This window comes from Paenibacillus sp. FSL R7-269, from assembly GCF_000517865.1.
Lineage (GTDB): Bacteria > Bacillota > Bacilli > Paenibacillales > Paenibacillaceae > Paenibacillus_AQ.
In genome coordinates, this window is sequence record NZ_ASPS01000083.1 from 1 (window position 1) to 11,732 (window position 11,732).

Here is an 11,732-nt window from a genome sequence, read left to right on the forward strand (position 1 = left end):
TCATATAAGACGGGAGCACCTTGGCTAACTCATCTCTTACCTGTGCGAGCTTCACTTCCGTGTCTGCTGTTACATAAGCACACAGATATTTTTCTTCCCATTTATCGGTTCTATCTACCACAACTGCCTCTTTGATGCCTTCCTGCTTAAGCAACTGATATTCAATTTCTGCGGTCTCTATTCTGTAGCCCCTTATTTTGACCTGACTATCTATTCTCCCGATGAACTCTATATTTCCATCTGGCAGCCAGCGGACAAGATCCCCGGTTCTGTACATTGTAGCTCCAGGTTCAAAAATATTCTCTACGAATTTTTCATCTGTTAATTCCGCTTTATTCAGATACCCTCTTGCCAGGCTAATCCCGGAGACACATAACTCTCCGGCAACGCCGATAGGTACAAGCTGATTATATCCATTTACTATATATGCCTTCAGGTTGGCAATAGGCTTGCCGATAGGCACAACTGGAAATTCAATTGCCATTTCAGCTTCCGGGATATTACAGGCCCACATTGTAGAACAGATCGTAGATTCCGTTGGCCCATAAGCATTAATATACTTTACCTTAGGTGCCCATTGTTCCAGTAACGCCCTGCTTATGGAAGAGCCAGCCGTCACCAGTAATCTTAAAGTGTTTATTTGATTGCTGTCTAATTGAATCAGATACGTCGGCGGCAGCGTCATAACGGTGATCTGATTGTGGCTGATATACTCTGTAAAATCAGAATAACTGCCTATAATTTCGTTGGAGAGAAGGTGCAATTCAGCACCGTTTAGCAGGGCCATACTCATCTCCCATACCGAAGCATCGAATGAAAAACTGGCAAACTGAATAATTTTGTCTTTTTCATAAATGCCTAAATCATTCTCAAATATAGTCTTCAGATTACTTATGCCGCAATGTTTAACCATTACACCTTTAGGTCTTCCAGTAGTTCCTGAAGTATAAATCACATAAGCCATATCCTGTGCGGTGCTCATACTTACCAGATTGGACGAATCATTATTATACAAATATTCATCGTCCAGCCTGACAATACGGCCATTATAGTCTGATATAACATTAACTTTTTCCGTTGTTAGAAGTAATTCCGCCCCGCTATCCTCCAGCATATAGTGTATTCTCTCTCCCGGATAACCGGGATCTATCGGTACAAAGGCGCCTCCCGCTTTTAGTATCCCCATGATACCAACGATTGTTTCCATAGACTTGTCTGCCATTATACCTACAATGGATTCACGCTTCACCCCCATTAACCGTAAGGTTCTTGCTAAACGGTTTGCCCGCTGATTCAGAGCCTGATAGGTCATTGTCAGATTTCCCTGTGCCACTGCTGTATTTAATGGTGTTCTCTTTACCTGCTGCTCGAATAAATCCTGGAACGTTGCTTCTTGGGAATATATTGCAGTGTGGTCGTTAAATTCATATAGCAGTTGCTGCTTTTCCTTGAATGTGAGGATGTCCGTATCCAATATTGCGGTGTCGGGAGAGCACAATATTGCTTCCAGTGCTTTTAACAAATGAGTGGATATTCTGAGGATTGTATCGCATTTATACAAGTTCGCATTATACTGAATGGTTCCTTCAAGAATCTGATCTTTTTTGGTAAAAGTGAACAGCATATCTGCATCACAAGCTGCTGAACTCATTTGCCCTTGGAATCCTTCGAGAACAATCATCGTGTCATATAGAGAGCCATGTTGTTTAGTACTTTGGTCTTTTTGATTTTCAAGAGCTTCATAATATATTTTGTTAACGTCTGTTAATAAAGTCTTTAGTGTGCTTGTTTCATTAATCCGGCTCACCAGTGCCAGCTCATTGTTGAATCGGGAGGCCCCTAAGACGATATCACGTTCTCCCGTATACTTATACAACAACAGGATCAATGCTGCAGACAGTATGCAATGTATGGATTCATAAGAACCACTGTTCAATGTTATGCATAATTCTTTCGATGCTGTAAATATAACTTGTTCTTTTCGGCTCTCTCTCTTCTCACGGCTAGTATAATCAGTTGGGAAAAAAGTGCTGGTGAACTCCGCCGGTACATTTCCTGATTCGATCAAATTACCCTTTTCCGAATATTCAGACATCATCTTGAACCCCTTCACCTTTAAATTCAGAATAACTTTTTCCTTAACTTTTATTTTTAGAGGATAATAGATAAAATTCGCCATATTCCTCAATAATGCGACTTATTTCGCCAGTCTAATAAAAAAAAAATCAGTAAATATATTGAACAAATAGAATGATATACCTGTAATCTTTTTTTGTCAATGAAGTAATTTTTTACCCATTTCCATCATTTGAATTTCCCCATTATGCCTAAAACAGCTTTCTCAAAGTTAAACTGCAAAAAGAACTACCCCTTATCCCAAAACGAAAAAAGGGAAAGGGGAGGTCCTAATATGTTTTTTTCCTGTGCTGCTCTTTGCGGAAAATCTGGTGTTTTCCAACCGCCTTTTGATGAACCGCTATCTCTTGCTTCCCGTGAAAGACATGGATAGCCCCATTGTGCTCAAGGATATATACCTCCTGGCCAGCAAAATCGGATGGAACGGAATAATGATTTGTTTCATAAGAAATTAGGCAGTGGCCGGAGACTTTCCTGGAATAATAATCAGTAAGCTTGAAAAACTCCCTATTGATCGGCTGAAGCTCCTCCAGTGCTAAACATTCCATGGCATTCTTAGCAGTGGCGTTGACCTGAATTTGATTGGCAATATAATTCATCCAGCCCTGCACCTTTTCATTTACCTCACTCAAATCCATGAAATTAAAATCATATAGACGGAAATTGTGTTTCAGGAATCTTATTCCCCGTTCCCCATGACCATGCTTGAAGCCGGAGCCCAGAAATTCTATCGTGAAATGGTAGTGCTCTGCAAATTGAATTACACGCCGGTCCCAGATCACCCTACCCTGGCTGTCCAGACCGCTTGAGATACTCCGCAGATTCTCATAGATCACCTGCCTGGTAATGCCTCCGAAATACTCCATGGCACGGAGTTGGCAGCTTAACAGAGTTTCGAGCTTTTGATTTTCTATAAATTCTGCATAGACCATCCGTGAATACTCCAATGTCATGACAAAAACATGTAATTTTGTTTTTATGCCCTGCAGCTTGACAGTCATCTCACCCCAGTCTACCCTTGCTTCCTCGCCAGGCAACACTTCTCTGTATGTCCTAGTGTCATTAGACCCAGCGTTGAATTGAGAACGTAAAGGCCTCATGTATTCCCTTAACAAGGTGGATTCACCTTGATATCCCAAATGCCGGATTTCCCTTAACAGGGTAACCGAATTTAAACATCCGTCATTCATACGCTGATAGATATAATCTTTATATGGAGCCAGTTTAGGCATACTGAACGAAGGGTGGTCCTCAGGTGGCTTGCTTTCTAACCATCTACTGATTGTTTTGCGGTCTCTGCCCAATAATTGGGCAATTTGACTGACTCTCATCCCTTTTTGCTTCATCTCTTGAATAGCAAGATACTCCTCTTTTCTCATTCTGTGTCCCCCCTGAGAGCTTATTTGTCAGTTCTATAATCAGGAACACCTGAAGAGAACTAACTTTTGGGAGTATCAAAGCTTAACAGGCTCCTTTTCTCTTAGAGTCTCATTAATAATAGCTGTAATCTCAGCAGCATGATGGTTGATAAAAAAATGATTTCCTTCAAACATATACAGCTTGCATTGCTTATCTGTAAATTGTCTCCACCCTTCTAACGCTTCACAGCTTAAGGTATCTCTATTCCCTGATAATATAGAAATGTTGCAATCAAGCCTCTGTTCACTTTCCAGAACCGTATCCTTCTCCAGAATTCTAAAATCATTTCTTAATACCGGAAGACACAGCTTCTGCAGATCCTTATTGGTTGCAAATTCCTCCGGGGTCCCCCCCATTTCTATAATTCGCTGAATAAACATTGGATCGGGTAACCGGTGAATCATATCTTTACGGTTAGAGAAGTTTGGAGCGCCGTAGCCCGAGAAAAAGATATGCGTGGGCTTTCTGTTATTCATTCGGTCAACTTTGTGATATAACTTATAGGCCAGACGGCTTCCCATACTATGTCCAAAAACAGCATAGTCATGGTGTTCAATCTTCTCTGCTAACTGATAATAGATATCGTTAACAGCTTCATTGATATCTTCATAAAAAAATTCATTGATCCTTCGGCCTCTTCCTTTCAACTCGATGGGACAGAGTTGAACGGAATCGCTCAGAAGACTGCTCCATTTATAATAGAGCGAACCCGATCCTCCGGCATATGGCAAACAAAACAATAATTTCTTAGACATGAAAAGCTCTTGAAACGCCATTGATGATAAGGAAGACCCCGATGACTCGCAAAATAACTCTTGAGGTCCTGTCGTCTTTTCTAAATATCGCCTGGCCTAATGTTCCAATAAATACGTTAATAAGAATTCCGATTATGAGCTCCACGATACCGATTAATTCCATTGTGCCCATCCTAATCACTTCCTGAATTAGTTTTTTGAATTGCTATTAGCTCCTCATAGCCTTAAGCTCTCTACCCGTTAACAAGAACCCCGCTGCCAATCCAACAGCCCCGATCACTGCAAATACAACCAACGGAACCCACTCTGAAGTCACTGTCTGATGGCCAAAAATGACATCTGATAAGGATTCGATTGCCCAGGACTCTGGAGTGAGCTTCGAAAGAGTCCGCATGAATTGAGGGGCCATTTCCATTGAAAAGAAGGAGCCGCCAAGCATTCCGGTTACAGCTATGAGAATAGAAGCCGAAGAGGTAAACTGTTTCTGATTCTTCATAAACGGGATAACAATCATCGTCACACTGGTCAGGGCAAATAAATAAGCAGCGAACAGAACTCCAACTGCAAGTGCATGGTCTGCAATTCTAATCTTAAGCAAATACTTGCCAGCCGCCAGAATAACGAAGATATGAACCGCCCCAAACAGATAGGTTGACATCATTTTTGCCAGCAAATATTTCTTATAATTTACTGGAGTGCTTAACAGCCTGCTCAGCGTATTATTCTCTTTTTCATCAATCAAGGTTCTTAATCCCTGAACAACAACAAACCAGATGAACATAACCAGAAACCCGATTAATCTGGCCGTAGCCTTATCATGAGTCTTCTCACCACTGCTTATTGTTTGATCATCAACCGTCAGATTAGAGGCCTTATGAAGCTCCGCAAATATACTAGTATTCATTCCCGAATCCTCTATATTCAGTTCCTTAGAAACCATCTGGGTATCGTGAATGACCTTCTGGAGGGTACTTACTTCACCTGTTATGATCTCCTCCAGAATCATGCCATCCCCGTTCTCATAGTTTTGAACGAAATACATAGGCAGTTCCTTCCCTGAAGACAGACGGGTGTCAAACCCCTGATGGATGACCAATCCAAAAGGAATGTCCTGATCATCCACCTTTTTTTTTATCGTCGTTTCATCGGAATGTACAATCTTAACCTGGTGCTGTTGAATCATATCCATGAGCTGATTGGAGTATAAGCTTTGATCTGCATCAGCTACGTATAAGCTAACCTGGCCGCTTCCTTGCGAGAAGGAAAACAAGAAGGTCAAGATTAAAGGAACTGCGATGGTTGCAAATATTGCAATTCTATTTCGCAACATCAGTTTCAGTTGGTTTTTTACCATGACTATAAATTGCACGTTGATTCCACCCTTTTCCGCTGTATACCATAATGTTAAAGAACACAAATATCAGCCCTATGCCCAGAAGCTCAAGCAAATCGATATAAATACCTCTGAGGCCCACCCCTTGGCATACTTTTAGATAGGAATTAATCGCTTTACCATTAGGGATGATCGTCTGAATAACACGCAGACTATCCGGTAACCCGCTTTTGGTGATAAAACTCCCACCCAAGAAACTAAAAATATAAAGCACCGGCGAAGCTAGACTGGAAACTGTCACATGGTCTTTCGCAGTAAATCCCCATAACAGAATGATGCTGCCAATGGCAAAAGCATAAACAACAGTTATTACAAGAAGAACAAGAGGATTCCCCCATTTCATCTGGAATACTAACCGGCTAATAATGATGACAATAGTCATTTGAATAACAACCGATAAAATAATTCCAAACAACTTACCAAGCACATACTGTATATTCAATGTGGGTGTGGATTTGATTCTAAATAGCGTATGATTTTGTTTCTCGTCCACAATACTGTGAACCAGCACAAAAGCCGTCATTATAGAGAACATTACTACCATGGCAATGGAGTAATACTGCATAGCATCTATGGGAACAGCTTTATCATTAGTTGGAGTCACAGGTATCTTTAGACTGAGCCCAGGGCTGCCGCCAATCTGACTGAGAGCCTTTTGTATGTGCTCTTTAGGAATATTGCCTTTACTGGATATGGCTTGAAGAATCGTTCTTTGTTCAACATCCGTAGTTCTGATACTTGCATTGAATCGATCCAGAATTGTGGAAACAATCTCTTTTTCCAGAGGCTTATCATGATCACCTATTAGTACAAGATCTGCTTTTTCATTATGAATAGCAGCCTTAGTGAAGGTTTCCGGTACATATACTAATACTGCCGCTTTACCGTCTTGGAGTAATTGCTTGCCTTCCGCGTAACTAGCTGTTTCTTGTAAATTCACGATTCGCTTCAGTTCTTCTTGTTTCAATAATGTATCTCTTAAGACATTTCCTAATGTTATGATCTGATTATCAACCGAAGCACCCTTATCAGCATTATAAAAGGCTACATGAAATGCTTTAATTTGAGAGCTCGAATCACTAAACACAGTTCCCAGGATGAGTATCAAGATTGATGGAAACAGAATAAGCTTGAGATAAAATGTTTTATTCTTAGTCAGCAGCCGCAGATCCAGCAGGAATAAACGCAGTAGCTTTTTCATTTGATCACCCCCATTACCCCCTTAAATCTTTTCCTGTGATCTGCAGAAAGATACTCTCCAGATTAACTTCCTCATAGTTGAAGCTGGTAAGCTTTATTCCCGTATTCTTAATTTCATCAACAATTTCAATCACATTCCTGTCGCTGGTTGAAACCAGCATCCTGATTTGATTACCTGTTATATCCACCTTAGATATTCCGGAGATCCGTTTTAGCTGTTCAAGCGCTTCCTTACTCGCTTCGCTAAAATTCACCGTTAGTGTGTCACAAGCAGCCAAGCCATGCTTTAATTCTTCTTTTGTTCCTTGAGCAATCAAAGATCCGTGGTCGATGATGGCAACATTTCTGCATAAGTACTCTACTTCTTCCATGTAATGACTCGTATAGATCACAGTCATTTCTCTTTCCTGATTCAGTCTTTTTACTGTCTCCAGAATATGATTTCGGGATTGAGGATCGATACCTACTGTAGGTTCATCAAGTATCAATAGCTTGGGATTGTTCATAAGTGCCACTCCAATATTGACCCGGCGTTTCATCCCTCCGGAGAACTCAGCCACATCCTGGCTTCTTTTGTCTTGCAGCCCTATAATCTCTAGAACCTCATCCGTCCTGCTTCTTAACTTTTTTCCGCCAAGTCCGTATAGACTCCCGAAGAACTCCAGATTCTCCTTGGCACTTAAAGCTTGGTACAAAGCCAGATCCTGCGGTACGATCCCCATGATTCTCTTGATCTCAATAGGATGATCCTTAAGTGATTTATTATCGATGATAATACTTCCGCCGCTGGGTGTTAGCACTGTGCTGATCATAGAGACAGTCGTTGATTTTCCTGCTCCGTTAGGACCTAATAGGCCAAAAATTTCACCACGCTTCACACTTAGCGAAATATTGTTAACCACATTGACGTTATTGTAGGTTTTGGTCAAATTAATTAATTCAAGCATTTGCGAAGCACCTCTCGTTCATTTCTGATCTGTTCTCATTGTACCCCCCGCATCCACTTATAAATATTCACTATAGTACTCAATCCGAGTATTACTTTAGTAACCAGTTATGTTGATTACTTTAGTCATACAGGAGGAAAAAATAAATAAGCCGTTCTTATCGTAATCCGTCTGAGATAGACGGATTACGATAAGGACGGCTTAACTGAAACCTCAGTCTGCGCACATACCGGGATTACAGTGATTTTTGCAGACAAAGTGTTAATTCTGTTCTGTTTTTAAGCTCAAGCTTCTCCAGCATTCGCGAGACATAGTTTTTAACAGTACCTTCAGTAATAAACAGGTTAGTGCTGATCTCTTTATTGCTTTTGCCTTCCATAATGCATTTGGCGACCTCAAGCTCACGTGGTGTAAGTAACTGAAGAATTTGCTCATTCCGTATAATTTCTGTTCCTGTATTCTGTGCTGAGTTCAGAGCGTTCACTACCTCCCGTGTAATCTTCGGATTTAAAAGGATGTTTCCTTCACAGGCGGTCTTAATGGACGAAATAATTTCCTGGGCACCTGAATCCTTCAATATATATCCGTCAGCTCCATTTTTAAGGCCTGCAAATATATACTCATTGTCGTTAAAGGTGGTTAGAATAATCACCTTTATATCAGGATATTTAGCTTTGACCAATTTGGTTGCTTCAATTCCATTCATTACAGGCATTCTGATGTCCATGAGAATTACTTCGGGAGAGCTATAGGTTAGAAGCTCCAGTGCCTCTTCCCCATTAGAAGCTTCACCGATTACACTGATTTCATTATTCAGACTAAGAATCATCTTCAAGCCTTCCCGGACAATTTGCTGATCATCCACTATAATAATATTCACCATGAATGTTCCTCCTTGTTAACCTCAAAATCGTCAGCAATTCTGGGAATACTGGCCTCAACGTTAAATCCTGAAGAGTTATTCGAATGAAAAAAAACACTCCCTCCCAAGGCTAAAATTCTCTCCTCAATCCCTTGAATCCCTTTAGATTTAATGATCTCCTTACTGCCAGTTCCATTATTATGAATAAGCAAGGAGATATGATCGGAATATTTGTAAATGGCAATTGAGAAACGTGTGGCCTTCCCATGTTTGATGCCATTAGTTATGGACTCCTGAACAGTTTTATATATACAATTCTTGATATCCGAATCTGTATATTCTATTTCTTGATCCATATCCAGTTCGAATTGAATCTTGTCTGTGCCGGTAAAGTTGTTGAACATCTCACTAAGGGATTGTTCAAGTTCTTTGGATAGTCGCTCCTCGCTTAGAAGAACTACAGTTTTCCGAAGATCAACAATACATTCTTTAGAGAGCTGATGGGCTTTATTAATAGCCGATCTTGCTTTATCAGGCTCTATGTTAACGACTGTACTAGCATATTCAAGGTTCATATTTAAGGCGACAAGATAATGTCCCAGGGAGTCATGGAGCTCTTGGGCAATCCTTGTTCTTTCTTTTGAAATCGTCAGCTCCTGTATCTTATGAGAGTATTCGTGAAGTTTATTATTTGCCAGCTGCAATTCCTGATTTAGCTCTTGAGTTCTAGACTTCTCAAGCACTCCGTTTCGAAACAGGTAGACAATAGATATGATGATTAAATAAGATGATAAAATATCTCTGAGAGTGGTATGATCAGCTATCAGCGAAGCAGCAAAAATAGTAAAATGTAACCCCAAAATATATATAGGAATTTTATGTGTGCTTACAATGATTTCGACCAGTAATATAATAATGTAAATCTGAGTACCAATACAGTAAATTTTAAAGAGTAAGAATCCTGCCAATACATTACTGAAAATAAAGGATACAATCCACATCATGCTGGTATGCTTCTGATACCTTTCTCTAGTGAAATCATTCACAAAAAAAATAAAAATAACTACAGTGAGGAACAGAATGATTTGCTCATCTCCTGAATACTTATGGAGAAGCGTTGTAAACATTGAGAACAGTGAAAATCCCATAATAACTTTCTGTATCACCATCTTATTTCCAAGTACACTTAATTTTACCATGAATCAGTCCCTCTTACTTAGTTGCAATTTTTACATACAGGTTTTACCTATAATATAACACAAAACCATTTATTCATAATAACCCTTTTTAAAATACTGGCCAGAGAACTCGAACCTCCACGACTTTCCGCTCAATTTTAAGTCGAGCCCGTCTTGGTGATGCTCTACTTACCGAGTCACCTCAACGTATAATGGCTGGTAATGGCTGAAGAACTAACCAAAGCCTCTTGACATCACCATCCTCCCCTTGGGATAGTATGTAAGCCAGGAATGTGCTTCTTTTTTACCCAATTTTTCAACAAAAGCATTTCTAATTGATTCTCTACAGTCATAAGAGCACTAATAATAAAAAGGATCTTACATCTACTCCTAAGTAGATGTAAGATCCTTTTTATTATTATACCGGCGAGAGGACTCGAACCTCCACGGTTTCCCACTCGATTTTGAGTCGAGCGCGTCTGCCATTCCGCCACGCCGGCGTATACATATATAATTTCCAAAAAAATAATGGAGGTGCCACCCAGATTTGAACTGGGGATAAAGCTTTTGCAGAGCTTTGCCTTACCACTTGGCTATGGCACCACATGAAATGGAGCGGACGACGGGAATCGAACCCGCGACCCTCGCCTTGGCAAGGCGATGCTCTACCGCTGAGCCACGTCCGCATATAATGGCTGGGGATATAGGAATCGAACCTATGAATGACGGAGTCAAAGTCCGTTGCCTTACCGCTTGGCTAATCCCCAATATATTGTTTAAAAGAAAATGGGGCGACCGATGGGTCTCGAACCCACGAATGCCGGAACCACAATCCGGTGCGTTAACCCCTTCGCCACGGTCGCCATGTGAAGCTTTTAAGTTGTACTGCTATGTAATTCTTATAAAAGAAATGGGGCGACCGATGGGTCTCGAACCCACGAATGCCGGAACCACAATCCGGTGCGTTAACCCCTTCGCCACGGTCGCCATATGATTCTTTTATATGAAATTACTTGGCAGGGGCAGCAGGAATTGAACCCACACCAACGGTTTTGGAGACCGTTGTTCTACCTTTAAACTATGCCCCTACAAATGGTGGAGGCTGATGGATTCGAACCACCGAACACGTACGTGAGCAGATTTACAGTCTGATGCGTTTGGCCACTTCGCTAAGCCTCCACGGATGGTGCCGGCGAGAGGACTTGAACCCCCAACCTACTGATTACAAGTCAGTTGCTCTACCAATTGAGCTACACCGGCATATTAAGTTGTATATGGTGGCGCGGGAGGGAATCGAACCCCCGACACAAGGATTTTCAGTCCTTTGCTCTACCGACTGAGCTACCGAGCCATATAAATAATTTGGTAAAAATGGCGGAACCGACGGGATTCGAACCCGCGATCTCCTGCGTGACAGGCAGGCATGTTAGGCCAACTACACCACGGTTCCAAATTGGTTGCGGGGGCAGGATTTGAACCTGCGGCCTTCGGGTTATGAGCCCGACGAGCTACCGGGCTGCTCCACCCCGCGTCATTGAACAAAATCTATTCGGTTAAAGATAGATGGTGGAGGCTGAGGGGTTCGAACCCCCGACCCTCTGCTTGTAAGGCAGATGCTCTCCCAGCTGAGCTAAGCCTCCATGTATCAGTTCCAAAAAATTGGTGACTCGTATGGGATTCGAACCCATGTTACCTCCGTGAAAGGGAGGTGTCTTAACCCCTTGACCAACGAGCCATGCTGTGTAAAAATTATTGCTACGGAGAGAGAGGGATTCGAACCCTCGAGACGCTTGTGGCGCCTACACGATTTCCAATCGTGCTCCTTCGGCCAAACTCGGACAC

9 protein-coding genes and 14 tRNA genes are annotated in these 11,732 nt (G+C 41.5%); all 23 read right to left on the reverse strand.

All coding sequences use genetic code 11. The features are described from left to right. Window positions 1–2,179, reverse strand: a 2,179-nt coding sequence (locus C162_RS28805; RefSeq protein WP_156949734.1) for a non-ribosomal peptide synthetase, incomplete at its 3' end; no start/stop codon positions are given. Between the two features lie 226 nt (window positions 2,180–2,405). Beyond that, the gene (istA, locus tag C162_RS28810) at window positions 2,406–3,515 is read right to left on the reverse strand and encodes an IS21 family transposase (protein WP_051494011.1); all 1,110 of its coding nucleotides are present in this window, start codon (window positions 3,513–3,515) and stop codon (window positions 2,406–2,408) included. A 75-nt stretch (window positions 3,516–3,590) separates the two neighbouring features. After that, a complete protein-coding gene (locus C162_RS28815) occupies window positions 3,591–4,310 on the reverse strand; it encodes a thioesterase II family protein (RefSeq protein WP_036700498.1) in 720 nt (239 codons plus the stop codon). Next, window positions 4,303–4,482 (reverse strand): hypothetical protein, encoded by a 180-nt coding sequence (locus C162_RS28820; RefSeq protein ID WP_036700500.1) that lies wholly within the window; start codon window positions 4,480–4,482, stop codon window positions 4,303–4,305. Before C162_RS28820 ends, C162_RS28815 begins: the two co-directional genes overlap by 8 nt. A 36-nt stretch (window positions 4,483–4,518) precedes the next feature. Next, on the reverse strand, window positions 4,519–5,679 hold the full coding sequence (locus tag C162_RS28825) for an ABC transporter permease (protein WP_036700502.1): 1,161 nt from the start codon (window positions 5,677–5,679) through the stop codon (window positions 4,519–4,521). Beyond that, a complete protein-coding gene (locus tag C162_RS28830) occupies window positions 5,627–6,904 on the reverse strand; it encodes an ABC transporter permease (RefSeq protein ID WP_036700504.1) in 1,278 nt (425 codons plus the stop codon). The genes C162_RS28825 and C162_RS28830 overlap by 53 nt, the downstream gene beginning before the upstream one ends. A gap of 13 nt (window positions 6,905–6,917) precedes the next feature. Next, window positions 6,918–7,850, reverse strand: a complete 933-nt coding sequence (locus C162_RS28835; protein WP_036700505.1) for an ABC transporter ATP-binding protein — start codon at window positions 7,848–7,850, stop codon at window positions 6,918–6,920. A 235-nt stretch (window positions 7,851–8,085) separates the two neighbouring features. Further along, window positions 8,086–8,730: a response regulator transcription factor gene (locus tag C162_RS28840; RefSeq protein ID WP_179090519.1), complete on the reverse strand. Its 645-nt coding sequence runs from the start codon at window positions 8,728–8,730 to the stop codon at window positions 8,086–8,088. Then, on the reverse strand, window positions 8,727–9,911 hold the full coding sequence (locus C162_RS28845) for a sensor histidine kinase (RefSeq protein ID WP_051494012.1): 1,185 nt from the start codon (window positions 9,909–9,911) through the stop codon (window positions 8,727–8,729). Before C162_RS28845 ends, C162_RS28840 begins: the two co-directional genes overlap by 4 nt. A 400-nt stretch (window positions 9,912–10,311) precedes the next feature. Then, a tRNA-Leu gene (locus C162_RS28850) sits at window positions 10,312–10,390 on the reverse strand. A 29-nt stretch (window positions 10,391–10,419) separates the two neighbouring features. Beyond that, window positions 10,420–10,493 (reverse strand) — tRNA-Cys (locus tag C162_RS28855). A gap of 8 nt (window positions 10,494–10,501) precedes the next feature. After that, window positions 10,502–10,576: transfer RNA gene (locus C162_RS28860), tRNA-Gly, on the reverse strand. Window positions 10,577–10,582: 6 nt separating this feature from the next. Continuing rightward, a tRNA-Gln gene (locus tag C162_RS28865) sits at window positions 10,583–10,657 on the reverse strand. A gap of 20 nt (window positions 10,658–10,677) precedes the next feature. Then, window positions 10,678–10,753 (reverse strand) — tRNA-His (locus tag C162_RS28870). Window positions 10,754–10,801: 48 nt separating this feature from the next. Next, window positions 10,802–10,877, reverse strand: a tRNA-His gene (locus C162_RS28875). Window positions 10,878–10,904: 27 nt separating this feature from the next. Then, window positions 10,905–10,978: transfer RNA gene (locus tag C162_RS28880), tRNA-Trp, on the reverse strand. A gap of 5 nt (window positions 10,979–10,983) precedes the next feature. Further along, window positions 10,984–11,069: transfer RNA gene (locus tag C162_RS28885), tRNA-Tyr, on the reverse strand. A gap of 5 nt (window positions 11,070–11,074) precedes the next feature. Next, window positions 11,075–11,150: transfer RNA gene (locus tag C162_RS28890), tRNA-Thr, on the reverse strand. Window positions 11,151–11,165: 15 nt separating this feature from the next. Further along, a tRNA-Phe gene (locus tag C162_RS28895) sits at window positions 11,166–11,241 on the reverse strand. 21 nt (window positions 11,242–11,262) lie between these two features. After that, window positions 11,263–11,340: transfer RNA gene (locus C162_RS28900), tRNA-Asp, on the reverse strand. 4 nt (window positions 11,341–11,344) lie between these two features. Next, window positions 11,345–11,421, reverse strand: a tRNA-Met gene (locus tag C162_RS28905). A 33-nt stretch (window positions 11,422–11,454) separates the two neighbouring features. Then, window positions 11,455–11,530: transfer RNA gene (locus C162_RS28910), tRNA-Val, on the reverse strand. 20 nt (window positions 11,531–11,550) lie between these two features. Continuing rightward, window positions 11,551–11,625, reverse strand: a tRNA-Glu gene (locus tag C162_RS28915). Between the last annotated feature and the right edge of the window lie 107 nt (window positions 11,626–11,732).